The organism is Polaromonas sp., assembly GCF_035638815.1.
In the GTDB taxonomy this organism is placed as follows: Bacteria; Pseudomonadota; Gammaproteobacteria; order Burkholderiales; family Burkholderiaceae_C; genus Polaromonas.
Genome location: NZ_DASQZG010000002.1, coordinates 17,551 through 41,015 on the forward strand (window position 1 = coordinate 17,551; position 23,465 = coordinate 41,015).

Genomic DNA, 23,465 nt, shown 5'->3' on the forward strand with positions numbered 1-23,465 from the left:
TCAATGAAAAGGTTCAGGCCGCCCGCAATGCGGCATGAGTACGCAGCCAGTCCGCAAACTCGTCTTCAGTCAGATCACCTGTCGCCACGGCGAGCATGGCAATGGTCGCTTCAGTTTGGGTGGCGTTCAGGCGATAGCCGTTGAGGTACAGGAACAAACCCGTCGCCAGAAATGCGGCGCGTTTTTTGCCATCCACAAAAGGGTGATTTTTGGTCAAACCGACTGCGTAGCTCGCCGCAAGGGCAGCAAAATCAGGAGGTGCAGACGGATCGGCATAAGCCAGCAGATTCAAGGGCCTGCCCAGTGCCGAGTCAAGCAGTCCTTCGTCACGCAATCCCGCGCCGCCGCCATGTTCGGCAAGACTTTCACCATGCAGGAGCAGCAGAGCCGACCTGCTGATCCACCGCCAGTTCATTTAGCCAACTGGTGAAAGGTGTCGCGGAAATCGCGCATGAAGGCCCGGCCAGCTTTGATTTCTTCTTCGAGCGACGGGTCATACGGTGTGAGTGTGTAGCCGTCCGGCGTCTCAGTGAGAAAGACACTTTCCCCTTTGCCGAGTTTCAAGCGCGCAAGCGCTTCTTTAGGCAGAACAACGCCGACGGAGTTACCAATTTGGGTGAGTTTGAGCATGTGCACGGCGGCCTCCTGTTATTACACACGTAATACTAAACGGGCCAATGCCTTGGTGTCAATCTTGCGCCGGCATCGGGGGCGTGGGCCACGCTGCCGACACGTAGCGCGTTTGATGTAGAGGCGTGCTATCGAACCAATAGCTGCTTGCCCCCGACCTCATTGGGCGGGAGCCCGATTTGACACGACACTCGTGGCGGGGGCAACCAGAAATCAGGCCCTGCAATTGCCGCGCGTCCAATAGGCTGGCGTTTACAAAACAAATGCCTATTTGTAAAACGCCTCAACCTTGCCTTTAAGCTTGATCATCAGCGGATGGCCCTTGCGGTCCAGCGCTTTGCCTGCCGGTACCTTGACCCAGCGCTCGCTGATGCAGTATTCCTCAACATCATTGCGCTCTTTGTCATTGAGGCGGATGCCGACTTCATGTTCAAACACGGCGGCAATGTGATGCGGGCTGCGCGGGTCTACAGACAGGCGGTCGGGGAGAGCAGGGCGGTCGGCAGCTTGGGTGGGTGGGGTAGGCTCAGTGGTTTCGGTCATGGCAATTTTGAAGTTAACGCGATTTGGTTGTCATTGTCTTTGATCGGCCGTAGCCTTATCCTGAAAGCCCGGCGAACACATTCTGCACATCGTCATTGGCATCAATGGCGGCGAGGAAGGCTTCCACTTCTTCCAGCTCGGCAGCGCTGAGACTGGCAGGATCGATCGGGTTTTTGGCTTTGTAGCCGAGCTTGGCTGACAAGACCGTGAAGCCCTGCGCGGGGAGTGCACGGCTGACCAGATCCAGATCCGCAGCGTCGGTCAGAAAGGTGGTGGTGCCTTTTTCTTCACCGGATTCAAAATCCTGCGCACCGGCTTCGATGGCTGCCAGTTCCGGGTCTGCCCCCGCCGCCGTGGGTTCGGCTTCAATCATGCCCACGTGGTCAAAGTCCCAGGCAACTGAACCGGAAGTACCCAGTTGTCCCTTGCGGAACAAGACCCGCATTTCGGGGGCGGTGCGGTTGACGTTGTCGGTCAGGCATTCGACCATGAGTGGCACTCTGTGCGGGGCAAAGCCTTCGTAAATGACATGTTCGAAGTGGACTGCTTCGCCCGTGAGTCCCGCCCCTTTTTTGATGGCGCGCTCCAGCGTCTCTTTGGGCATGGAAACCTTGCGGGCCTGCTCAACCACGAGCCGCAGGCGTGCATTGGAAGCGGGGTCGGCGCCGCTGCGCGCAGCGACCATGATTTCCTTGGCGAGTTTGCCAAAAACCTTGCCTTTGGCATTTGCCGCGAGCTCTTTTCCCTTTGCTTTCCACTGTGCGCCCATGCTTGAATGTCCTTGTGTTACGGCGCTTCATGGCGCCAGAGAGTGGTGGTGATTGTGCGTTATGCGCTTGCCACACTCCGACACCATTTTCGCCCGGTTTTGACGCTGGTTTTAGCCTTGTTTGATGCAAGAATGGCAGCCTGCAAGGGGAGTCGCATGGGCAAAAACATTGTCATTTTTTCCGACGGGACCGGGCAGGCCGGGGGCCTGCGCCCTGACCAGAAGCTGAGCAATATCTACAAGCTGTACCGCGCCTGCCGCAGCGGCCCCGACAGTCCCATAGACCCGGCAGCGCAAACAGCTTTTTACGATGCGGGGCTGGGCACAGAAGCAAACGAAGGGAGCATTCCCCTGCGTGCGGTGAAGTTGCTCAACAAGCTGGCCAGCTCTGCAACCGGCCGGGGCATTAGCACCAACATCACCGATTGCTACGAAGCGATCCTCAAACACTACGAACCCGGGGACCGGATTTTTCTTTTTGGTTTCAGCCGCGGGGCGTATACGGTTCGCTGCGTAGGCGGTGTGCTGAATCTGTGCGGTGTCCCTACGTCGGGACCGGGCGGCACGCTTTTGCCCCGCTACGGGCGCGGGTTACGCATCCTCGCCGAAGAGGCGGTCTCCAGTGTGTACGAGCATGGCGCAGGGCGCGACCGTCTTGCCTTTGAACCCGAGCGACTCGAAAAGGCGCGACGTTTTCGCGCCCGTTATGGTTCAGACCTTGGTGGGCAGGCCAACGCAGTCCCCTATTTCATTGGTGTGTTTGACACCGTGGCGGCGCTGGGTGCCCGGGGGGTCAGGCGGGTGCTGGAGCTGGTGCTGCTGTTCGGCGCGGTCCTCCTGCCTTGTGCGGCACTTGCGGGCATTTTTCAGCTTGTAGTGGGCTATGGCTTCTGGCCGCTGTTCGTTGCGCTGGCATCTGCGTTGGGCCTGTGGACTGCCGTGCGGGCATTTATGTTCAGCCTGAAAGTCATCAAGGACTATCCGTCACCTGGCCAATCCTGTTGGCATCTGGCCGGGTGGCGCTCCGGTTTTTACGACCGGATGCTGAGCCCGCGCGTGCGTGCGGCGCGTCATGCGCTGGCCATCGATGAAACCCGCAGCGACTTTGCGCGGGTGCAGTGGGGGCATAAGGGCGAAAAGCCTGAGCGGCCTGCGGGCGAGCCGGAGTGGCTGCAGCAGCTCTGGTTCGCCGGGGTTCACTCGGACATCGGCGGCAGCTACGCGGAGGATGAATCGCGGCTGTCGGACATCTCACTCGGGTGGATGGTCGGGGAAGCCGCCAGCATGCCGCACGAACTGCTGGTTGCGCGTGACAAATTGCACCTCTTTCCAGATCCGGGCGGCATGCAGCATTCAGAGGTGGCGCGCGGGTTGGAGAAATGGCCTCGATGGTGGCCGCAGGTTTTGCGGATCACCTGGAAGGAGAGGCCGCGCGCCGAGGCTCTGGGCGCGACGTGGCACCCCAGTGTCGAGGAGCGTTTCAAGCTCCCGGCCGTGACGCAATACGCTGAGAAAAAACCCTATCGACCCGAAACACTGCGCTGCGACCCGCGCGTGGCCGGTCTTTACTGATACGGTCGGCGAGTCACGGTTTTTTGGGAATCAGAAGGCCCTTGGCCACTGCTGGCCGCGCCACAAACGCCTTTACGACGCGCTGCACGTCCGGAAAATTGTTCATGCCAACCAGGTCACCCGCTTCATAAAACCCGACCAGGTTGCGCACCCAGGGGAAGGTGGCAATGTCGGCGATGGTGTAGTCATCCCCCATGATCCAGTTGCGGCCTTGCAAGCGTTTGTCCAGCACGCCCAGCAGGCGTTTTGTCTCGGCCACATAGCGGTCGAGCGGGCGCTTGTCCTCGTACTCTTTGCCGGCAAACTTGTGGAAGAAGCCAAGCTGGCCAAACATGGGGCCGATGCCGCCCATCTGGAACATCAGCCACTGAATGGTCTCGTAGCGGGCTGCGGCGTCTTTGGGCAGCAGCATTCCGGTTTTCTCAGCCAGATAAATCAGGATCGCACCCGACTCAAACAGCGGCAGTGGTTTACCGCCAGGGCCGTGGGGGTCCAGAATGGCCGGGATCTTGTTGTTGACGCTGAGCGAAATAAATTCGGGCGTTAGCTGGTCGTTGGTGGCGAAGTCCACAAGATGCGGCTCGTAGGGCAGGCCGGTCTCTTCCAGCATGATCGAGACCTTGACGCCGTTGGGCGTGGGCAGCGAGTAGAGCTGGATACGCTCAGGGTGTTGTGCAGGCCATTTCTGGGTGATCGGGAAGGTGGAAAGATCGGTCATGGTGTCGGATTGTGTTGGCAGGTCATGGCAGGTGGGGCGCGTCTTGTTCAAGCCCGGAGGTGGGGCAGGGTTATTGAGGACGCGTCGGCGCGGCGGCGTCCAGAGTGCCTCCGGGATAATGGATACACACACGGAGGAGCATTCGATGAACGCCGCGCCACAAAATCCGCAAGATCACCACACCATCACCACACTTGATCAACTCACGGCCCTGTTTGGAGAGGTGGGCGAGGCTTCCATCAGAAAAGAGGTGGCGTATGTGCATCCGCATTACCGTGCCTTGATTGAGGCGTCACCGTTTGCGGTGCTGGCAACTTCGGGTCCTGGCGGGCTGGACGCTTCCCCGCGTGGCGACCCGGCGGGGTTTGTGCATGTAGAAAACGAGACCACGTTACTGTTGCCTGAGCGCAGGGGCAACCATCGTGTGGACAGCCTGCGCAACCTTCTGGCCGACCCCCGGTTAGCCCTGCTGTTTCTCATTCCCGGTGTTGGCGAGACGTTGCGTGTAAACGGGCAGGCCACCATCAGCGTGGCGCCGGAGATGCTGGCCCGCTTTGTGATGCAAGGCCAGTTGCCAAAGTGTGTGCTGGTCATCAAGGTGGAGGCGGTGTACTTTCAATGTGCGCGGGCTATCCAGCGCTCAGGTCTGTGGCAAACGCCAGCGCCTGATGCGCGGGCCAGTTTGCCCAGCCCCGGTGCGATTCTCTCGGCCCTGACCGATGCTGCAATTGACGGCGAGACCTATGACCGCGAACTGCCAGCCCGCCAGCGCGCCACGCTGTATTGAGGGGCTGGTCGCTGCGTCAAATGGTTGCTATCAAATACATAGCAATTAGCGCCCGTTATACCTGGGCAAAAGGCCTTTTTTGCTTAAACCTGGCTGGTGGGAGCGTTCAAAAGCACTTTTCGGTGTCTAAAAGGCCGGGTTGATGTGCGACTCGAAGGCCGCCCCCAGGGCCAGCAATTCCCTGTCGCGTCCACGCCTGCCCACCAGCATCAGCCCGACCGCAGGCTTGGCGCCTCGTGGCAGTGGCAAGGTCAATGCGGGAAGATCAAAAAAGTTAAAGACTGACGGATTGCGCAGCAACAAGGCATTGGTGCGAAGAAAGGCGTCTTCAGCCTGCACCTCGTCCATGCGTGGCGCCAAAATCGGCACTGTCGGCAGGAGCAAGGCATCGAGATCAGCCATGCGAGCGTCCAGCGCGGGGAGCAAGGCGGCGCGCGCTTGCAGAATACCCACGTAAGCGGCTGCGTCCAGCGTTTGCCCTCGACGAATCCGTCCCAGCACCATCGGGTCGTATTCGCTGGCCCGTGTGTCCATCCAGTCACGGTGAATCCACGCAGCTTCCGCCGCTACCAGCGTGCCGCGCTCTTGCAGGCGGAAGGGCTCGCCCAGCAGATCGTCAAGCGCCTCATTGCTTACTTTTGCGCCAGCGTCGGCCAGGCCCGACAAAGCCTGCTCCACGGCGGCCAGCACCTCATCATGAGCCTGACTGAACAGCAGGCCGCGCGGGACGCCAAGGCGCAAACCTCGCAATGCTCGCGCTGGCAGGGCTTCGTCTGCGATGTCCGCCAAAACGCTGTCAGTGGCTGCGGCGTCCGCCACGCTGCTGCACAGCGGACCTATAGCGTCGAGCGTGAACGAAAGCGGAAAAGCGCCGCCGCGCGGTACGCGCGCCTGTGATGGCTTGAATCCGACCAGGCCATTAAGTGCTGACGGAATGCGTACCGAGCCGCCGGTGTCCGAACCGATGGCGATTTCGGCCATGCCGCGCGCCACCGACACGCCAGCGCCCGATGACGAGCCGCCCGGAATGCAAGCGCCGTCGAGTGCATTGCCGGGCGTTCCGTAGTGCGGGTTGAGACCCACGCCCGAGTACGCGAACTCGGTCATATTGGTTTTTCCAATGATCACCGCTCCGGCAGCGCGCAGCCTGCCGACCGCGTCTGCATCCCGCGCTGCAGGTGCTGCGCTTCGCAGCAGGGCTGACCCGGCGGTGGTGGCTTCACCCGCCACATCGAACAAATCCTTGATGGAGACGAGGCGCCCATCCAGCGGCCCCAGCCGCTGCCCGGCCTCGGCACGCCTGTCTGCCGCCAGCGCCGCAGCTTGGGCCACATCGCGGTACAGCCGTGTGAAAATGCGTGAGCCATCGTCGCCCGCCGCGGTGATTGTTGCCAACGCCGCTTCCAGGCGCTGTGATGAAGTTGCTGGTGTCTTGGTCATGCGCATGAATCTACCTCAACGCGGTGCGCGTGGCCGGCCCTGGCGCTGTTCTGGCGGATTTATAAAAAGTTTTGAATCCTTTGTCCCCATACCGGGCTCTTTGTCTGTACCAACAACCTGCAAGGAGTACCTGATGATCTACATGAAACGAAACCTTCCCGGCTGGGAGCGTGTGTTGCGACTGGGCGGGGGCATGACGCTGGCCTGCGCGACGCTGTTGCTTTTGCCGATGGGCTGGCTTTTCTGGGCAGGGCTGGCCACGGCGCTGTCTTTGGGCCTGACAGGGCTGGTCGGGTTTTGCCCTGCCTGCGCAATGGTAGGGCGCAAACCGGTTGGAGCTTCATAAACATGAAGGCCAATGCCGAGCTGGTTGATGCAGCCCGCACTGGTAGTGCAGAAGCTATCGCGCAATTGCTGGAGGTGTGCCAGCCTGACCTGAAACGGTTTGCACGCAAAACCTGCTCCAACGCGGAAGACGCCGAAGATGCGGTGCAACTGGCGCTGTGGAAGCTGTACCGGAAAATTGGTGCTCTGCGCACGGCTGCAACCTTTGCCGTGTGGATGTTCCGCATTGTTGAGCGCGAGTGTTTTCGCCTTTTTCGCGGTGGTCGGCGTTCGGCAATGGACGGCGACCATGACGTCGGGGCACTGGCTGCCTTGGCGGTACCCGTGGACTTGCGGCTGGACCTGAGCCGAGCCATTGGCGCTCTGCCAGCGGCCTACCGTGAGGTCTTGATTCTGCGTGATGTGGATGAACTCACCGCTCCGGAAGTGGCGCAGCAGCTGGGTGTGAGTGTGGAGGCCGTCAAGAGCCGGCTGCACCGGGCACGCGGGATGGTGCGCACCACGCTGATGGCCAGCGGGTACTGGGCCGACGGGCAATTGCCATCACATACCCCTTCATCTGGAGATCAACATGTTTTGTAGCACCTCTGTGACACAGCATTTGCTGCGCGGTATAGCTGGTGCGGCTCTGCTTGTCCTTGCTGTTGCCTTGTTCAGCACGCATGTTGTCTGGGCGCTGCTTGCCGCAGGTGGCGCGCTGGTTTTGCTGCGCGGCTGCCCGATGTGCTGGCTGGCGGGACTGTTTGAGACCGTGGCGAATCGGCGTGCGACGCGCACGGCCCGGCTCAGGGGTCCAGAGTGATGTGCGGATAGGAAGGCCTCACAGTGCCCGTTGAGTTTCCCTACGCACTGCTTGCCGATATGGTGCTGCTTCTGCACGTCGCGGTGGTGGTGTTCGTGGTGGGCGGGGCACTGCTGATCGTCGTGGGCAATCTTCGCAAGTGGGGCTGGGTGAATGCGCTGATCTTCAGGCTCGCGCACCTCGCCGCCATTGCTTATGTGGTGGCGCAGGCCTGGCTGGGCATCGTGTGCCCGCTGACCACTTTGGAAATGTGGCTGCGTGCGAAAGCCGGGGTGTCGGTGTATGGCACCGGGTTTATCGAGCACTGGATGAGCCGCCTGCTGTACTACGACGCGCCTTCCTGGGTGTTCACGCTGGTGTACTCGTTGTTTGGGCTGCTGGTTGTTGCGACCTGGGTGTTTTTTCCGCCCAGGTTCGAAGGGCAGCCCAAAGATTCTGTCGATGGGCGACGCTCCTGATTTAATAGCAAACGTTTGCCGTCGGACGCGCGAGTGGAAGCAGGCGTGCAATTCGGCTCAGGGCTTGCTCTTCTTCACCATAGTTCCGACGATACGTCGGGCTAAAGGCGCCACGACCATGACGACCGGAAATGCGATGAGCCACGATGGCATCCAGGCGTTCATCCAGAGGGATGCAAAGGCCTCGACGAGACCGGCGTTTCGGAGGGTTGAGATGCCAGAGACAACCAGCGACATCATTCCGGACAATAAAAGCGCGATAAGCGCGGGTGCAAATTTGGCGGGCAACATCATCTTTCCTTTTCTGAGTTAGAGATCGAGCGCTACTGGCGGAAAGTCCACATCCGTCTGCGCTACGCTGTTGGTGTAGTTGGTAAACAGGTTAATTGCGACGTTGGCGATTACCTCCAGGATCAGTTCATCGTCCACTCCGGCGTGGCGGAGGGCTTCCAGGCTGATGTCGGACAGCTCCCCCCTGCTTTTAACCAAATCAAGGGCCAGGCTGGCAAGCGCTCGCTCGAGCGCGTCTGTGGAGTTGCCGCCACGCGCCTTCAAAATAGCTGAATCATCCAATCCGATGCGCTTGGAGATCGCTGTATGAGCAGCCAGGCAATACCCGCATTGGTTGACTTGGGCAACAACCAATGCGATCACCTCGCGCTGTCGCGCAGTTAGACGGCCTTTGTTCAGTGCTTCGGAAAATGCGAGATACCCGTCCAGCGCAGCTGGAGCCCGCGCCAGGGTGGCTAACATATTTGGGACCATGCCTCGCTTGGCCTTGACGGCGTGAAGTTGGGTTGCCACGCTGTCGGTGGCTTGATCGGGAGTTAGTTTTTGAATTCGGGTCATCAGCTTCTTTCAATAGGTTAGGAGTCAAGTTTTTCGTGAAAGCCCGGGGCGCCGTGCTTCCAGTAAGCCGCCACGCGAAGCGCGCTGCGGGGGTGTTTGTGATGATCCAGAAAGATGGATCGCGCCGCCTTCATGGTCTGTGCTTCGCCGGCACACCAGATGTGGCCTTCTCCCGCCGGAAGCGTCAGGGCTCTAAGCAGGGCTAGCCATTCGTCGGTCGAACGCACCCACGTGACTTGCGCATTCGCCCGCGTTGCCAGAGGTCGCTCGTCGCTGGGGTGATCAATCTGTGCAAGAACAGTCACCCGGACGTCGTCAGGTAACTGTCGCATGCGTCGGGTAATTGCTGGGAGGGCCGAGGCATCCCCGGCGAGTACCTCCCAGGGAAAGTCTTTGGGAAGCACCATCGAGCCCCGAGGTCCGAGGATCATGACCTCTGAGCCTGGCAACGCGCGGCGGGCCCAGTTGCTTGCAGGGCCATTCTCGTGAAGGGCGAAGTCGATCGTGAGTTGTGCTCGCGATGAGTCGAAGTCGAGTGGAGTAAAGTCTCGCAACTCGGTTCGTCCTTCTGTTAAGGGCAAGGCGATTTTGACGTGATCATCGAACGACAAGGATTGAAAATCAGCGAGGTCGCGACCTTCGAAGATAATGCGGGCGAAGTTCTCGCTGAGCCGTTCTACGAGGCTAACCGTGACAACGCGGCGCCTGGGCCCAAAGCGAACGCGCTGCACGCGGTGCGGGGTTTCATACAAACACATTAGCGTTTCCTTTTCATTGACAATATCTACGATTATGGCCAAAACAGTTGACATTATCAATGATAGGGGTAATCAAAGGGCGGTTGACATACTTGAAGCGGTCCAGGCCGTTTCGCACCTCGTGCGTTCGCGCCAGCTGCAGGTCCTCAGAGGCGGGCCGGAGGAACTGACCCCGCTGGAGACCAGAGTGCTTTTCTATTTTTCTCACCATCCCGGTGGCACTTTGGGCGGACTGACAGAGCACTCCGGCCGGGACAAGGGCCAGTTGGGGCGACTAATTGGCGGACTTCGGGAGCGCGGCTGGCTTTCCGCCGAAACGGATGAAAACGACCGACGCGTGACCCGGTTCGACCTGACAGAACAAGCCTTGCGGCGGCAAAAATCGATGACGAGCCAGCGCTCTGAATTGTCGACTTCAGCGATCCGGGGCTTGACCGGCGCCGAGCGGCAGCAGCTTTTGACACTGCTTGAGCGTGTCCGGGAAAACCTCGAGGCTATTACTCCCGAAAACTAGTGAGAGAGTGTCCAGCCAAGGAGTCCACAACTCTGGGCTGCAAGCATCTGCTCGCAAAAAGTGCGGCCACGATTACGCGATCCGTGACAACAACAAGCCCCAAGCCAAGGATTGTGCGCCCGGCATGCACGTCTGCTGGCCTCGCTCATATGCCCATATAGAAATCAATCGCTCGGCGGAATTCATCAATCTTCCGGCTCAAGGTCCGGATGAGCAGATCACGTCATTCGGGACACAGCAGGACTACCGCGGCTTTCCGAAGAGCTGCACCCAGTAAATGCCCAGCGTGCTTTGGTTGTTTACAGAAAACGCGACACCCATCTCGGCAAACTCGGGGCGCATGATGTTGGCGCAGTGGCCCGGGCTTTTGAGCCAACTCTGCATGGCTGCGTCGGCCTGCATCTGACCCGCCGCAATGTTTTCTCCCACCATGCGCCACCGATAACCCGCGCGAGTCGCTCGCTGGGCGGCACCACTGCCGTCGCGACCTGTGTGGCTGAAATAGCTGTGCCTGGCCATGTCCTGAGCATGTGCCAGCGCCGCGCGCTGCAACTCTGCGTCAGCTCGCAGCGGGCCGGCTGCGGCAAAGTACTCCTTGCCGCAGCGACGCGGCGTGGCGCGGGCCATATTGACCAGTGCCAGCACATGCTCCTCCACGTCATCGGCTTGCCCGGCGCCGGGTGGCAAAAAGGGTGCGGCCACCACGATCCATGTTTGTGTTCCCTGCTGGTAAAAACCGGCATCGGAGAGATCGCCACGCATGAAAACATCGCAAAAATTGCCGACGGCTCCCCGCGCCTGGCCGGCCGCATCCTTATAGCCCTTGACCATGATTTGCGCCGCCTTGACGGCACGGTAATCAGAGGCCTTTAACGCGTCCTCAATGCTGCTGCCGTCCGCAATGCGTGCGGCCGCCTCGGAAAGACGGGCATTGTGATGCAGCACGGTGCGCGGGCCGGTCTGGCCATTGCAGCCTTGCTGGCGGGTGTTGTTCAGTGCGCGCAGCAGTGGCTGATGATCGGCGGCGCCCGCTTGTGCCAACACGAATGCTGAGTACGTCAATGAGGCCAGGGCGGCAAACGCCGCGATAGATGCAGCCAAAGCGCCAAGGCCTTTTGCCGGGAGAAATGACAATTGCATGGCGCCATGATAGCGGCGCAGTGCCGTCATGTGCATGGCTGGCACGGCCGGCGCAGCGCTGTGGCGTATGCCTCTCGGCTCAATACCTGCCGGGCTCATGGTGCTTTTCGATTCAGAAAGTAGCTGGGAGACTGACCCATTGCGGCCTTGAACATGGCGGAAAAAGCGCTGTCACTGGCATAGCCGCTTGCTGCCGCTACCTGGCTGACCGACTGTCCACGCGAGAGCAAGGGCAGGGCGTGGGCCAGCACAGCCTGCTGGCGCCACTGTTGATAGCTCAGGCCCAACTCATCGCGAAACAGCCGGGCCATCGTCCGTTCGCTCGCTCCCATGTCCGCCGCCCACTCGGCCAGTGTGCCGCGCTCTGATGGCGACAGCAGCACCGCCTCACACAGTGCGCGCAGGCGTTTGTCACCATGCTGCGGGTGCGGCATTGGCACACCCAGCGCCTGCGTATCGGCCTGGGTAATTTCCTCCAGAACCAGCTGGCTCAGCAGTTGTTCGCGAGCAGATGGCAAGGGCTTGCCAACCGGGGACTCCAGTGCGTGAATGCATTCGCGCAGCAGGGGTGAAACCACCATCACCCGGCAGCGCTGCCAGCCTTGCGGCGTTGTACTGGCATGCAGGTACAGCGTGCGAAACTCTGCCGCCTCCAGCACGGTGACATGGTGGCGCGCCCCCGGCGCAATCCAGACGGCACGGGAGGGTGGCACGATGTAGGTGATCTCATCACCCATTCCCGGGTTTTGCTCTGCAGTGACCTGCACCACACCGGTTGCGCAATACGCCAGTTGGGCCCACCCGTGGGCGTGCGGCTCGAAATGGGCATCCATCTGCATACTGCGCGCGCGCACCCGCACCGGACGTTTTCGGTTTGGCGTGAAAGCGTCGGTATCACCGATCGGGACCAGTTTAAGTTTGGTGTGTTTAGCCATGCGGGCGGGGGCAAATCAACTTGTCCTGAATTCACTAAAAGTTGGCTATCTGTCGCTTTTCGGCAGGTGCGGTCAATACTACGATAGCGCCATGAATTCTTCAAGCACGCTCCATGCTGGCACGCCAGTACCGCTAAAGGCTGACGCCGGCATCATCGGTCTGGTGGGCATCGCGCATCTGGCCAGCCACTTCAGCCAACTGTTGCTGGCGCCGCTGTTTCCCTGGCTCAAAGATGAGTTCAGCGTCAGCTACGCCGAGCTCGGGTTGCTGATGACCATCTTTTTTGTGGTGTCATGCGCCGTACAGGCGCTGTCTGGTTTTGTGGTTGACCGCATGGGGCCGCGTCCGGTTTTGTTTGCGGGTCTGGCGCTGCTGGGGGTAGCGGCTCTGGGTTACTCGGTAAGTACCAGTTACTGGATGCTTGCGTGTTTTTCCGCGCTTGCGGGCGTGGGCAACGGCGTGTTTCACCCGGTGGACTACACACTTCTCAATCGCAAGGTGAGTGCCCCTCGCCTTGGTCATGCGTACAGCGTACATGGCATCACTGGCAGCCTGGGCTGGGCGTTGGCACCGGCGATGGTTGTTTCGCTCACACTGGCTTTTTCGTGGCGCGTGGCCCTGGGTGCCGCTGGTGCGCTCGTGTTCGTGGTGCTGGCGATTTTGCTGGTTTACCGCGACAAGCTCAGCCTCAAGGCCATTCAGCCGGTGGCGGGCGCAGTGGTTGAAAGCTCGCTGACCTTCCTCAAAATTCCCGCTGTCTGGATGTGTTTTGCCTTCTTCTTCTGGTACGCCATTGTGCTCAGTGTGGTGCAGGCCTTTGCACCCGAGGCCGCGCGCCAGTTGCATGGCGTGCCGCTAGCGATGGCGGCCATGTGCCTCACGATTTACATGGTGTGCAGCGCAGGCGGCATGGTGCTGGGCGGCTTTCTGGCATCCGACCCGGCGCGTTGCGAACGGATCGTGGGGACAGGGTTTGGCATCGCCGCAGTGATGGCCTTGCTGCTTGCCCTGGGCAGTTATCCGGGCTGGATGGTGCTGGTGCTGTTTGGCGCCATGGGTTTTGCGTCCGGCATTGCCGGGCCTTCGCGCGATCTGCTGGTCAAAAAATCGACGCCCGAAAACGCGTCGGGCCGCGTGTATGGCGCTGTGTATGCAGGGCTGGATATCGGCCAGGCTGTGTCACCCCTGATTTTTGGCCTGATGATGGACCATGGGCAGTACCGCGGCGTGTTGCTCGGGCTGGCACTCATGCAGGGCGTGCTGATTGCCAGCGCATTCAATGTGCGGCGGGTGCGCAGAACGGCAACCGTACTTGCCGCCCCGGTCGCTTGAGCTGGCGCTGGACTAACGGGACGCCGCCTGCGATATGGTTCCAGCAGCGGGGGAAAGAAAGCGGCGGCCGTTCAGCAGCACCCCCACCGCCGTGCCGCGCACGGAGAGTTGGTAGCTGGCAAGGCACACCAGGGTGGTGGCAGTGATGTTGAGCGCCATCTTGGCTGCGACCGGCCAGTCCAGCCCATACAGCAGCGCGCCAAAACCCACTGTCAGCGGCATGTGAACCAGGTAAACCCAGTATGAGCTTTGTGCCAGGTAGGTCAGCAGCGCCTGTTGTTGCGGCAAGTAGCGCAGGAAGGCACCAATCAGCGCAAAACACCAGAGCCAGGTCGCGCAGTTGTAGACAAAGGCAATGGCCAGTGGCAAGACCGAGCCTGACTTCGGTAGCGGACCCAGTTGCTCAACCAGCGCACCGGTGGCAACGAAAAACAGCAAACCCAGGACCGCATACGCAAGGAAACGCCGCATGAACGCCCCAAGCAGTTCTTGCTGACGGGCATACAGGCAGTAGCCGAATACATAAAAAAGCCCGTTGTGCAGCCACTCTGTCAAGGGTGGGATAAACCTGCCGCTCGGGGTGACTACGCCGTTCCAGTAGAACGAGCCCACCAGCGCAAGGGGCAGGGCCAGGGCAGCAAAGCCCCACCAGGCGGTGCCCAAGCGATGGAACAGCGAGGCGACGACACGCGGCAGCGCTGGCGGAAGCCGGGCGATGACCGAGTGGACGCCTGCCGTCAGAACACTGAACCACAGCAGCATCCACAGGAACCACAGGTGCATGGTGCTGGTGCCGCTGGGCACGGTGGAGTGCTCGGGCATCAAGGTCGGGTCTAGCCCCCAGGTGCCACGCGCCATCCGATGCACAAACAGCAGGACAAACACCATCGTCAACAAGAAAACAGGCAGCCAGAAGATGGCAAACGGCAGGCCCAGCCGTTGCAGACGGTTTTTCAGCATGGCTCGCATACCGCGCTTTTGCACCAGCAGGGCGACAAAAAACCCGGCCAAAATGAAGAACGTCGGCATGCGAAAGGTGTGGATGAAGATCGTCAGCAGATCGGCCCAGGCTGCCGTTTTGTTGTCGCGCCAAGGCAAAATCGCCACGGTGGTCATGTGGATCGCGGCTACGTGCAGCACGATGCCGAGCCACATCATCAGCCCGCGCAAGTTGTCGAGCGCATGCAAGCGCCCATGGGATGTAAAAGTCATGGGCGAACTTTAGACCCTCACGTCACGTGAGGGTCAAGGCGTTCCGCAAAAAATCCGCCACTTCACGGTCAAGCACGGCCGCCGCCTGCAGCAGCGGCTCATGGGTATGGGCGGCGACCAGCTTGCTGCGAATGGCGTTGTCATGGTCGCACAGCCTGTCAACCAGGCCCCTCCATTGGTGGGCAAGTGCCTGCACCTGCGGGCTCTGGGCTGACGCGCCTTCCTCCAGCAGGCGCCGGCCTTTGGCGGTAATTTCCTGCCATTCCTCGTCAGACACCTTGCCCAGGCGTTTCATGTCCTCCGGACCCAAGTGCCTGTCCAGTGCGGCCAGGCGCAGTTGAATGGGCGTGCTGATGTATTCGATCATGTCCTGGCCGGGTCCCTCCTGCTGTTGGGCTACGGGCTCACGGTGGTACATGTGGCCCCAGCGCTCAAGCAGGTCGAAGTCGCCGTCCATCCAGTGCAGCATCAGGTTCATCCAGCGGTGCGCCAGCGGCTGAAGCTCCAGGCTGTCTGTCGGCACGCTTCGGTCCATGGCGCTGCGCACCGCAGCGAGCAGGGGCGGCCATTTGTCAGCGATTTGATCCCAGTTGCCAAAGATGGTTTTTTGCTCGGCGGGACTGAAGTATTTGCCGTAGGTGGTCATCAGCGCCAGCGTACCCAGCCAGTCGCCAATTTCTGGCTGGCTGCCAGACGACAGACGAGTCTCCAAAAGCTGCAGACTGGCGCGCAGCTCGGCAGCCTTGGCCACCTCCTGGTCCAGAACTTGTATTTGCCGCGTGATGATCGCCGGCAGGGCTGCGCCATCACCATCAATCATGTTGCCAATCTCGTTCAGGGGCAGGCCCAAGTGGCGCAAGGCCTGAATACCATGCAACCGCGCCACGTCGGTGCGGCTGTAAAGGCGATAACCCGCATCGGTGCGCGCCGAAGGCCGCAGCAGGCCAATGGTGTCGTAGTGGTGCAGGGTGCGCACGGTCAAGCCGGTTCGCGCGGCAAGCTCTCCTACTTTCAGCAACATCGAAATTTCCTGTCAGGGGGCGGCCCGCTGCACATGCGTGTGGCCACCCGGTCGCTTTGCCATGGGCAAGCTGCAAAATGAAGCTGAGTCTATACGTGCCCCGGTGCCGGGCAACGCAGGACTCTGCATTTTGGAGATCAAATATGCGCCTTGCCCATACCAATCGCACCTGAATAGCTATCAAATTTGTAGCGAAAGTGCATCCAGCCCGGAAGCGCGCTTTCACACTTTTTCAAGACCAGCTTCCACCCGCTGTTTGCCCTTGGGTTTAAGGTTTAGCGAAACGGCCTGCTGAGAAAGCGCGAGCCTTCCAGGCCAAAGCGCCAGGGTTGGTCCATCGCTTTTGAAATGCCTATGCGTGGCCCGCTGATGACTTTGACTTTTGCGGGGGCAGGCAGCAGCTTGAAGGGCGGCACACTGGTGGCCATGGCGTTGTGCGCAGAGCTAATGCCCAGCGCCTGAGCCACGCGGCCCGGCCCGGCGCACAGCAGGCGGATTTCCTCCAGTCCACGCCGCTCGCGCATCAGATCCATCCCTTCAAGGGGTTCGATGGCGCGAATCAGCACACCCGCGCCATGCCCTTCTTCCCGACACACCAGGTTCAGACACCAGTGGATGCCGTACGAGCGGTACACATAGGTGTGGGCTGGCGGGCCAAACATGGCTGCATTGCGCAAGGTGGGCCCCGAAAAGCTGTGGGAAGCCGGGTCTTCCCGGTCGTAGGCCTCGGTTTCAACAATGCGCCCGCCCACGCCGTGCACCAGCAGGGTGGCGCCTATCAATCGGCGGGTCACTTCGGGCGCCGATGCCAGAAAATCGAGCGAAGTTTTGGGCACGCCTTTGCTCACCCGGGTGGAACCGTCAGCGCTGGCCTGCGCCGCTTTTCGTTGATCAGCACAAACAGTCCGGAGCCAATCAGCAGCGCGATACCGAACCAGGCCAGCGCATTGGGAATTTCGCCCCAGACGCCGTAACCAAGCAGCAATGCAAACAGCAGCCCACTGTAGCGAAAGGGCGCAATCAGCGTCATCTCGCCCTGGCGCATGCTGTTGATGATGAGGTAGTAGCCGCCAGTGAGGAAAACGGAGGCCAGGGCAAGCAGGCCGAGCTCTGCAAGGCCGAAGGGCTTCCAGCCCTGTATCAGCGTTCCCGCACCGGACACCAGTGTGACTGCAACGGCAGTGGACAGTGTGATCAGGATCGACGGTATGCCCGCGTCGATGCGACGAGTCATGAGGTCGCGTGCAGCATGAAACAGCGTACCGAACAAGCAAACCAGTGCGTACGGGTTGAACCCGTCGGCCCGCGGCTGGATAACCATCAACACGCCTGCAAAACCGACCACCACGGCCAGCCAACGGGCACCGCGCACCCGCTCGGCCATGAAAAGCGCCGCAAACAGGGTCATGAACAAGGGGGCGGCCAGATTGATGGCTGTGGCATTGCCTATGGGCAGGTTGAACAGCGATCCCAGATACAGCATGGTGGCGATGGCATCCACCACGGCGCGGCCCGCAACCCAGCCCCGCGCGGCTTCACGCATGCGCGAGGTGACCCCCATTGCATGTGCCACCACCAGAACGAGCACGACCGACATCAGTCCACGGATAAAAATAAGCTGCGCGGCGGGCATGGACTGACTGACAAATTTGACCAGCGCGTCGTTGGTGACAAAAAAGGCCATGGCACCCACCATGCAAAGAATGCCGCGGCGGTTTGCGGCGGCCAAAACGCTCAGGGTCATGGTGAAAACTTCATTACAGCAGTCTACCCGTAGCAATGGAGGCGCTGCGCCGCTTTCCGTTCCCAACTGACCTTCTGAAATGCGAGTGGGCTTACACCGCGCTGCGGTGCCGGGCGATGCAAATTTCCAGCACTTCAGCAGCATCGCGCTGCCACCAGTTGCCGGCAGAAAAAATCTCGACCTCGCTGTAGCCCGCAAAGCCAGCGTTCTCAACCCAGCCGCGAATTTTGGGTATGTCAATCACGCCGTCACCCATCATGCCTCTATCGTTGAGCAGGTCGGTGGTGGGTGTCAGCCAATCGCAGACGTGGAAGGCCATAAGCCGCTTTTGCCCTGCGCGATTGATTTGCTGTTCAAGCTTGGGGTCCCACCAGACGTGGTAGACATCGACCGCCACACCCAGAGCGCCACTCTTTTCGGGGTCCAGTGCATCACACAGGTCCAATGCCTGCTCCATTGTGTTGATACAGGCCCGGTCTGCGGCATACATCGGGTGCAGTGGCTCTATGGCGAGAGGCATACGGTTGAGCTTGGCGTACTCCAGAAGCTCAGCAACGCCGTCATGCACCTGGCTACGGGAAAGCGCCAGGTCTTTGTGCGCGGCCTGGCCGGCCAGCGCGCCCGGAAGGCCGCCCACTACCAACACGAGGCAGGCGGCGTTGAGCTCGCAGGCCTCATTCACGGCGCGACGGTTGTCGTCGCGCGCCGCTTGCCGGCCTGCGGCGTTAACTGCGGGGAACATGCCGCCGCGGCAGTAGCCTGAGAGTTCTAGCCCATGCGTTTTCACCAGTTTCGAAATCACCGGAAGGCCGGCAGCGGCCACCTGGTCGCGCCAGGGCGAAATGGCCCGGATGCCGCGCTCGGCGCAAGTTTCGATGATGGTGGTCAGTGGCTGCTCAATGCCACGGCTTTTACGCACAGTTGCGGTGTTGATGGAGAGCCAGCGGTGGTCGGTGGAAAAGTCGCGCATTGGGTTCCTGATGTTTGTCATTCCGGGCTTGACCCGGAATCCATCGGGGCGCCGCCATGGATGCCGGATCAAGTCCGGCATGACAGGTTAGGGTTTAGCTTTCGACGCCATGGATGGATAGCAGCGTTTTCATACGCTGCACGGCGAGTTCCGGCTGCTCCAGTAGATTCGCGGCGTCGGCCAATCGGAAGAGTTCGGCAAAGTGCTGCAGCGAGCGAGTGCTTTGCTGGCCGCCGACCATGGTGAAGTGGCTTTGATGGCCATTGAGCCATGCCATGAACACCACGCCGGTTTTGTAGAAACGTGTGGGCGCGGCAAAGATGTGGCGCGACAGCGGTACGGTGGGGCCGAGGATGGCGTGGAACTTCTCGACATTGCCCTGGGCCAGTTCGCCCAGTGCGGCGCTGGCCGCAGGTGCGATCGCGTCGAAGATGCCCAGCAGCGCATCACTCTGGCCGTGGAACAGATCGCTGCCCTGGCCATCACCCGCGATCAGTTCGGCGTAGTTGAAATCGTCACCGGTGTACATGCGCACGCCTGCGGGCAAGCGTCTGCGCATCGCAATCTCTTTTTCTTTGTCGAGCAATGAAATTTTGATGCCGTCGACCTTGTCGGGGTGCGCATTGATGATTCCCAAGGCCGTGTCCATGGCTTTTTCGACGTTGCTGCTGCCCCAGTATCCAGCAAGCGCCGGGTCGAACATCTCGCCCAACCAGTGCAGCACCACGGGCTGTTTCGCCTGGCTCAAGATGCGGTCGTAAACACGTTCATAGTCGGCTGGCGACTTAGCTACGCGCGCCAGCGCGCGGCTGGCCATGACGATGAGTTTGCCGCCGAGTTTTTCAATCGCAGCCATTTGGTCTTCGTAGCCCGCAATCACCTCGTCAACCGTTTTGACTTCATCCAGCACCAGATGGTCAGTGCCGCACCCGGAAGCGACCAGCGCCCCGGGAAAGTCCCTGGCCGCGTCCAATGAACGTCGTATCAGCTCCAGCGAGGTGGGCCAGTCCAGGCCCATGCCGCGTTGCGCGGTGTCCATGGCCTCTGCCACGCCCAGCCCCAGTGACCACAGGTGACGGCGGTAGGCAATGGTGCTGTCCCAGTCGATGGCGCAACCCACCCAAGGATCGATCACGGCCAGCGGGTCGGCCACCACGTGCGCCGCCGAATAGGCGATGCGGTTGAACTTTACACTTGGCGGAGGACGCACAGGGGTTGAGCCGCTCAGTGTGTAAGTCTGCAGACCTCGCGCGGCAACGGGCAATTGGAGGGTCAAAGCCATGGATCTACCTTTTCATATGAAAATATGCCTCTAGCCCTTATTTGGCGGGCGCAAGCAGCTATCAAACTTGTAGCGAAGGAACATCCACCCAGCGGCGTTCTTTCCAGCTTTCGAGTGCCGCTTCAACCAGTTGCACGCCCTTGGCACCTTCAGGCAGCGTCCATTTGTAGGGTTCGTTTTCAACCACGTGGCGGATGAAATGCTCCCACTGGATCTTGAAGCCGTTGTCGTAGACCTGGGTGTCCGGCACTTCCTGCCACTGGTCGGAGAAGTTCATGGTCTGCTTTTCGTCCGGGTTCCACACCGGGCGGGGTGTGTTGACGCGCGATTGGGCCTTGCAGGAGGACAGGCCTGCGACGGCCGAGCCGTGCGTGCCGTCGACGTGGAAGGTGACCAGGTCCTCGCGGTTTACGCGGGTGGCCCAGGACATGTTCATCTGCGCAATCACCGGCTCGCCGTTGTGGCCCGTGAGCTCGGCGGTGGCATAGGCCGCGTCGTCGGCGGTGGCCTTGTAGGGCTTGCCGGCTTCGTCCCAGCGTTCGGCGATATGGGTAGCGCCTATGCAGGAGACGGACTTGACCTCGCCGAACAGGTTGTCCAGCACATAGCGCCAGTGACACATCATGTCCAGAATCATGCCGCCACCGTCTTCGGTGCGGTAGTTCCAGCTTGGACGCTGGATCGGCTGCAGGTCGCCTTCAAACACCCAGTAGCCAAACTCCAGGCGCACCGACAGCATCTTGCCGAAGAAGCCGGCGCGGCGCAGCATGTCGAGCTTGCGCAGGCCGGGCAGGAAAAGTTTGTCCTGCACCGCACCGTGTTTCAGACCGGATTTTTCGGCCAAGCGGGCGATTTCAACTGCCTCATTGAGGTTGGTGGCAATCGGCTTTTCGCAATAGACATGTTTGCCAGCGCGTATGGCTTTGGCCAGCAGGGTGGGGCGCATCTGCGTGGTGCCTGCATCGAAGAAGATGGTGTCGGCCGGGTTGGCCAGCGCCTTGTCGAGGTCGGTGCCCCAGCGCGCGATATTCCAGGTTTTTGCCAGCGCTTCCATCTTCTCGGCGTTGCGGCCGATCAGGATGGGGTCGGGCATGACTTTGTCGCCGTTGGAGAGGGTGACACCACCCTGTTTGCGGATCGCGACGATGGAGCGGATCAAATGCTGATTCATGCCCATGCGTCCTGTGACACCGTGCATGATGATGCCGAGTTGTTGTGTAGCCATGGGATCCTTCTCTCTTTAAGTTGGGTAATGCGGCGGCCACAACCCTGACCTTTTCAGGGTTGTTGTGGGCACGAACGTTTTTTGGCGGGACTTGCTGGCGTGTTACTCGGGCCGCAGCCCGGCGTTTTTGACCAGCGTGGCGTTGACGTCGATTTCTTGCTTCAGATAGGTATCGAACTGCTCCGGCTTCATGACCCAGGCCTCGGCCCCGAGGCGTGTAAACCGCTCTTTCACATCGGGCGAAGCCAGCGCTTTTTCAACTTCAGATTGCAGCCGGGTGACGATGTCGCGCGGCGTTTTGGCCGGCACCATCATGCCAATCCAGAAGTTGAACTCGGAGCCAGGTACGCCAGCCTCTGACGTGGTGGGCACGTTGGGCAAGGCGGCGGAGCGCCTGGCAGAGCCGACCGCAATGGCCAGCAACTGCCCATTGCTGATTTGTGGCAGTACAGGCGCAATCGGCGAGAAGTAGTAGTCCACGCTGCCTACCATCACATCGGTCACTGCCTCGGCAGAGCCGCGATAAGGGATGTGCACCGCAAAGAACTTCCCTTGCATCTTGAATTTTTCCGCATTGAGGTGCGTGGCGCTGCCGTCGCCGGCGGAGGCGTAGTTGAGCTTGCCAGGGTTGGCGCGTGCATAACGCAGCAGGCCCTGCATATCCTTGAAATCCTTTTTGGGAGAGATGACCAGTACATTGGGCAGTTGCGCGATAGGCGTCACACCCGCAAAATCCTTCAGCGTGTCGTACGGCAGCTTGGCGTAGGTAGATGGGCTGACCGTGTGCGAGGAAGAGTGAACCAGGATGGTGTACCCATCCGGTGCAGAACGGGCTACCGCAGCGGCGCCCACCGTACCGCCGGCACCCGCGCGGTTGTCAACAATGACGGGCTGGCCCAGGCTGACGCCGATTTTGTCGGTGATGGCGCGCGCAATGATGTCTGTGGTGCTTCCCGCCGAGAACGGCACGATCACGCGGATCGGCTTGTTCGGGTAGGCCGTCTGGGCGTTGACCGCCAGGGGCGATAAGGCCGCAAGACAGGTAAGGGAGGTCAGAGTGGCGAGGCGCATGAAATTCATGAGATGTCTCCTGGCATGGTTGGCAACAAGGGTGCACAACAACTGCTGGACGATGCGGCTAGTTGCTGCGATGGAGCTATCTTACACGTAATTCACTAAAAGGTGAATTAAAAGTGTAAAGAAGGGATTTGCTGCGCGACGGAGCCTGCGCTGAATTCAGTTTCTAAGGACGTAACCCAGAATGACGTCGCACATGTGCGAGAGTCGCTCGTGCCGCGCTTTCGGCGTCATCAAGTCACGCCCGAAGATGGCCGACAGGGTGTGGTTGTTGGATAGGTAGAAGTAGGACATGCCGGCGATGGACACGTAGAGTTGCACCGGATCGATGCCCCCGCGAAACAATCCATCAGCTCGCCCGCGTTCGAGTATTTCCGCCAGCGTCTGCACCAGCGGCGAGTTCATTTCCTGGACGCGGCTGGACATTGCCAGGTGGCGGCCCAGGTGCAGGTTTTCACTGTTGAGAAGGGTCAAAAACTCGGGGTGGTCGATGTAGTATTCCCACGTGAACTCGGTGAGCCGACGGATAGCCAGGGCCGGTTCCATGTTGCGCAACTGCAGCTTGGTTTCCGCGGCGCGGATGTCGGCGTAGGCCTGCTCAAGCACTGCCAGAAACAGGTCGTCTTTGCTTTTGAAGTAGTAGTAAATCAGACGCTTGTTGAGGTCGGCGCGCTCGGCGATGCGGTCGACCCGCGCGCCACCCAGTCCATGTTGCGCAAACTCGTCACGCGCTGCCAGCAAGATCGACAGCTGAGACCGGTCGGCGTCTCGGGAGCGGGGTTCGGCGGGGTTTGGCTTTGAGCTGGGCATGAAGGTAAGTTAACCAATTGGTGAATTAAAACAGGGCGCGCATGCGTTGAAATTATCAGCCACCTGCGAGGTCAAACATTCATAATCAATCAGGCTCAGGTGATTCGCGCCTGGAACAACCAACATATCACCCAAGGAGATGCCATGAGCAATTCGAACATACCCAAAGATGGTGACTTTGCCCACTGGGTAGAGGAAAAGTCGGAAGCCCTCAAGCATGAGCTGGGTGAGAAATTTCCTGTGCCACCAACCGAGTTGCACTCTCCATCCGTGCATGTAGAGACCGGCCGGCAAAAGCTTGAAGAGGTGCTGCTGGAGCATGAGGAGCCCACTGAAGAGTTTCTGGAGGAGTTGCGGGTCCTGGAAGGCGCGCCCCCGCTGAGTGACGCGGAGCTTGACCGGCAGGCCCTGGAAGCGGGCGGCGCAGATGGCGACAACACCACCCCAGAGTAGCTGTTCGAAAACCATGGGGGCTATTCCCTTCAAGCAGGGGCCGCGGATCTGGCTTTGCCAGTCCGCAGGCGCAGCGGC

General features: G+C 60.4%; 30 protein-coding genes and 1 pseudogene. 10 read left to right on the forward strand and 21 right to left on the reverse strand.

Annotation, left to right across the window (positions count from 1 at the left end; genetic code table 11):
* Positions 1 to 13: 13 nt before the first annotated feature.
* The 4 genes from VE934_RS00330 to VE934_RS00345 all read right to left on the reverse strand — a co-directional run bounded on the left by VE934_RS00330 (position 14) and on the right by VE934_RS00345 (position 1,942).
* Positions 14 to 415, reverse strand: coding sequence for a type II toxin-antitoxin system death-on-curing family toxin (locus VE934_RS00330; protein ID WP_324883161.1), 402 nt, complete (start codon positions 413 to 415; stop codon positions 14 to 16).
* A complete protein-coding gene (locus tag VE934_RS00335) occupies positions 412 to 636 on the reverse strand; it encodes an AbrB/MazE/SpoVT family DNA-binding domain-containing protein (protein WP_324883163.1) in 225 nt (74 codons plus the stop codon). The genes VE934_RS00330 and VE934_RS00335 overlap by 4 nt, the downstream gene beginning before the upstream one ends.
* A gap of 261 nt (positions 637 to 897) precedes the next feature.
* On the reverse strand, positions 898 to 1,173 hold the full coding sequence (locus tag VE934_RS00340; protein WP_324883165.1) for a DUF3297 family protein: 276 nt from the start codon (positions 1,171 to 1,173) through the stop codon (positions 898 to 900).
* Between the two features lie 55 nt (positions 1,174 to 1,228).
* On the reverse strand, positions 1,229 to 1,942 hold the full coding sequence (locus VE934_RS00345) for a YebC/PmpR family DNA-binding transcriptional regulator (protein WP_324883167.1): 714 nt from the start codon (positions 1,940 to 1,942) through the stop codon (positions 1,229 to 1,231).
* Between the two features lie 156 nt (positions 1,943 to 2,098).
* On the opposite strand from VE934_RS00345, the gene VE934_RS00350 reads away from it, so the two are divergent.
* On the forward strand, positions 2,099 to 3,514 hold the full coding sequence (locus VE934_RS00350; RefSeq protein ID WP_324883169.1) for a DUF2235 domain-containing protein: 1,416 nt from the start codon (positions 2,099 to 2,101) through the stop codon (positions 3,512 to 3,514).
* Positions 3,515 to 3,527: 13 nt separating this feature from the next.
* Here VE934_RS00350 and VE934_RS00355 read toward each other — a convergent pair whose 3' ends face one another.
* Positions 3,528 to 4,232: a glutathione binding-like protein gene (locus tag VE934_RS00355; RefSeq protein ID WP_324883171.1), complete on the reverse strand. Its 705-nt coding sequence runs from the start codon at positions 4,230 to 4,232 to the stop codon at positions 3,528 to 3,530.
* Positions 4,233 to 4,377: 145 nt separating this feature from the next.
* Between VE934_RS00355 and VE934_RS00360 the strand changes: the two genes are divergently transcribed.
* Positions 4,378 to 5,019, forward strand: coding sequence for a pyridoxamine 5'-phosphate oxidase family protein (locus tag VE934_RS00360; RefSeq protein ID WP_324883173.1), 642 nt, complete (start codon positions 4,378 to 4,380; stop codon positions 5,017 to 5,019).
* A 126-nt stretch (positions 5,020 to 5,145) separates the two neighbouring features.
* Here VE934_RS00360 and VE934_RS00365 read toward each other — a convergent pair whose 3' ends face one another.
* Positions 5,146 to 6,465 (reverse strand): amidase, encoded by a 1,320-nt coding sequence (locus VE934_RS00365; RefSeq protein WP_324883175.1) that lies wholly within the window; start codon positions 6,463 to 6,465, stop codon positions 5,146 to 5,148.
* Positions 6,466 to 6,592: 127 nt separating this feature from the next.
* Between VE934_RS00365 and VE934_RS00370 the strand changes: the two genes are divergently transcribed.
* Genes VE934_RS00370 through VE934_RS00385 form a run of 4 tightly spaced genes read left to right on the forward strand, consistent with a single transcriptional unit; the run spans position 6,593 to position 8,064 of the window.
* Complete coding sequence (locus tag VE934_RS00370; protein ID WP_324883177.1) at positions 6,593 to 6,805, forward strand: DUF2892 domain-containing protein; 213 nt, start codon at positions 6,593 to 6,595, stop codon at positions 6,803 to 6,805.
* A gap of 2 nt (positions 6,806 to 6,807) precedes the next feature.
* A complete protein-coding gene (locus VE934_RS00375; protein WP_324883179.1) occupies positions 6,808 to 7,386 on the forward strand; it encodes a sigma-70 family RNA polymerase sigma factor in 579 nt (192 codons plus the stop codon).
* Positions 7,376 to 7,606, forward strand: coding sequence for a hypothetical protein (locus tag VE934_RS00380; RefSeq protein ID WP_324883181.1), 231 nt, complete (start codon positions 7,376 to 7,378; stop codon positions 7,604 to 7,606). Before VE934_RS00375 ends, VE934_RS00380 begins: the two co-directional genes overlap by 11 nt.
* Before the next feature lie 23 nt (positions 7,607 to 7,629).
* A complete protein-coding gene (locus VE934_RS00385) occupies positions 7,630 to 8,064 on the forward strand; it encodes a DUF2784 domain-containing protein (RefSeq protein ID WP_324883183.1) in 435 nt (144 codons plus the stop codon).
* Positions 8,065 to 8,121: 57 nt separating this feature from the next.
* On the opposite strand, the gene VE934_RS00390 is transcribed toward VE934_RS00385, so the two are convergent.
* The 4 genes and pseudogenes from VE934_RS00390 to VE934_RS00405 all read right to left on the reverse strand — a co-directional run.
* Positions 8,122 to 8,355, reverse strand: coding sequence for a DUF2798 domain-containing protein (locus tag VE934_RS00390; RefSeq protein ID WP_324883185.1), 234 nt, complete (start codon positions 8,353 to 8,355; stop codon positions 8,122 to 8,124).
* A gap of 18 nt (positions 8,356 to 8,373) precedes the next feature.
* Complete coding sequence (locus VE934_RS00395; RefSeq protein WP_324883187.1) at positions 8,374 to 8,913, reverse strand: peroxidase-related enzyme; 540 nt, start codon at positions 8,911 to 8,913, stop codon at positions 8,374 to 8,376.
* Between the two features lie 17 nt (positions 8,914 to 8,930).
* The gene (locus VE934_RS00400) at positions 8,931 to 9,344 is read right to left on the reverse strand and encodes a siderophore-interacting protein (RefSeq protein WP_324883333.1); all 414 of its coding nucleotides are present in this window, start codon (positions 9,342 to 9,344) and stop codon (positions 8,931 to 8,933) included.
* 36 nt (positions 9,345 to 9,380) lie between these two features.
* Positions 9,381 to 9,563: pseudogene (locus VE934_RS00405) on the reverse strand (siderophore-interacting protein); the annotation flags it as partial.
* Between VE934_RS00405 and VE934_RS00410 the strand changes: the two are divergent.
* Together VE934_RS00410 and VE934_RS00415 are read left to right on the forward strand one after the other, a co-directional pair.
* Positions 9,507 to 9,674 (forward strand): hypothetical protein, encoded by a 168-nt coding sequence (locus VE934_RS00410; RefSeq protein ID WP_324883345.1) that lies wholly within the window; start codon positions 9,507 to 9,509, stop codon positions 9,672 to 9,674. The pseudogene VE934_RS00405 and the gene VE934_RS00410 sit on opposite strands and share 57 nt — an antisense overlap.
* Before the next feature lie 31 nt (positions 9,675 to 9,705).
* Entirely contained in the window at positions 9,706 to 10,185 is a 480-nt protein-coding gene (locus tag VE934_RS00415) for a MarR family winged helix-turn-helix transcriptional regulator (protein WP_324883189.1), read from the forward strand.
* 243 nt (positions 10,186 to 10,428) lie between these two features.
* Here VE934_RS00415 and VE934_RS00420 read toward each other — a convergent pair whose 3' ends face one another.
* Complete coding sequence (locus VE934_RS00420; protein WP_324883191.1) at positions 10,429 to 11,424, reverse strand: CAP domain-containing protein; 996 nt, start codon at positions 11,422 to 11,424, stop codon at positions 10,429 to 10,431.
* Positions 11,421 to 12,260: a helix-turn-helix transcriptional regulator gene (locus VE934_RS00425; RefSeq protein WP_324883193.1), complete on the reverse strand. Its 840-nt coding sequence runs from the start codon at positions 12,258 to 12,260 to the stop codon at positions 11,421 to 11,423. The genes VE934_RS00420 and VE934_RS00425 overlap by 4 nt, the downstream gene beginning before the upstream one ends.
* 91 nt (positions 12,261 to 12,351) lie before the next feature.
* Here VE934_RS00425 and VE934_RS00430 point away from each other — a divergent pair, with 91 nt between their 5' ends.
* Positions 12,352 to 13,593, forward strand: coding sequence for an MFS transporter (locus VE934_RS00430; RefSeq protein WP_324883195.1), 1,242 nt, complete (start codon positions 12,352 to 12,354; stop codon positions 13,591 to 13,593).
* Positions 13,594 to 13,605: 12 nt separating this feature from the next.
* Here VE934_RS00430 and VE934_RS00435 read toward each other — a convergent pair whose 3' ends face one another.
* The 9 genes from VE934_RS00435 to VE934_RS00475 form a co-directional block, all read right to left on the reverse strand.
* Positions 13,606 to 14,805, reverse strand: a complete 1,200-nt coding sequence (locus VE934_RS00435; protein WP_324883197.1) for an acyltransferase family protein — start codon at positions 14,803 to 14,805, stop codon at positions 13,606 to 13,608.
* Positions 14,806 to 14,827: 22 nt separating this feature from the next.
* Positions 14,828 to 15,826, reverse strand: a complete 999-nt coding sequence (locus VE934_RS00440; RefSeq protein ID WP_324883199.1) for a MerR family transcriptional regulator — start codon at positions 15,824 to 15,826, stop codon at positions 14,828 to 14,830.
* Between the two features lie 275 nt (positions 15,827 to 16,101).
* Positions 16,102 to 16,662: a DNA-3-methyladenine glycosylase gene (locus VE934_RS00445; RefSeq protein ID WP_324883201.1), complete on the reverse strand. Its 561-nt coding sequence runs from the start codon at positions 16,660 to 16,662 to the stop codon at positions 16,102 to 16,104.
* Positions 16,663 to 16,670: 8 nt separating this feature from the next.
* Positions 16,671 to 17,570, reverse strand: a complete 900-nt coding sequence (locus tag VE934_RS00450) for a DMT family transporter (protein ID WP_324883203.1) — start codon at positions 17,568 to 17,570, stop codon at positions 16,671 to 16,673.
* A gap of 91 nt (positions 17,571 to 17,661) precedes the next feature.
* Positions 17,662 to 18,540 carry a sugar phosphate isomerase/epimerase family protein gene (locus VE934_RS00455; RefSeq protein ID WP_324883205.1) on the reverse strand — a complete coding sequence of 293 codons (879 nt, stop codon included), beginning with the start codon at positions 18,538 to 18,540 and terminating at the stop codon, positions 17,662 to 17,664.
* Positions 18,541 to 18,634: 94 nt separating this feature from the next.
* On the reverse strand, positions 18,635 to 19,822 hold the full coding sequence (locus VE934_RS00460) for a dihydrodipicolinate synthase family protein (protein ID WP_324883207.1): 1,188 nt from the start codon (positions 19,820 to 19,822) through the stop codon (positions 18,635 to 18,637).
* A gap of 61 nt (positions 19,823 to 19,883) precedes the next feature.
* The gene (locus VE934_RS00465) at positions 19,884 to 21,047 is read right to left on the reverse strand and encodes a Gfo/Idh/MocA family oxidoreductase (RefSeq protein ID WP_324883209.1); all 1,164 of its coding nucleotides are present in this window, start codon (positions 21,045 to 21,047) and stop codon (positions 19,884 to 19,886) included.
* Between the two features lie 102 nt (positions 21,048 to 21,149).
* Positions 21,150 to 22,127 (reverse strand): tripartite tricarboxylate transporter substrate binding protein, encoded by a 978-nt coding sequence (locus tag VE934_RS00470; protein WP_324883212.1) that lies wholly within the window; start codon positions 22,125 to 22,127, stop codon positions 21,150 to 21,152.
* A 156-nt stretch (positions 22,128 to 22,283) separates the two neighbouring features.
* Positions 22,284 to 22,934: a TetR/AcrR family transcriptional regulator gene (locus VE934_RS00475; protein WP_324883214.1), complete on the reverse strand. Its 651-nt coding sequence runs from the start codon at positions 22,932 to 22,934 to the stop codon at positions 22,284 to 22,286.
* Between the two features lie 144 nt (positions 22,935 to 23,078).
* Here VE934_RS00475 and VE934_RS00480 point away from each other — a divergent pair, with 144 nt between their 5' ends.
* Entirely contained in the window at positions 23,079 to 23,387 is a 309-nt protein-coding gene (locus tag VE934_RS00480; protein WP_324883216.1) for a hypothetical protein, read from the forward strand.
* The last annotated feature ends 78 nt before the right edge of the window (positions 23,388 to 23,465 follow it).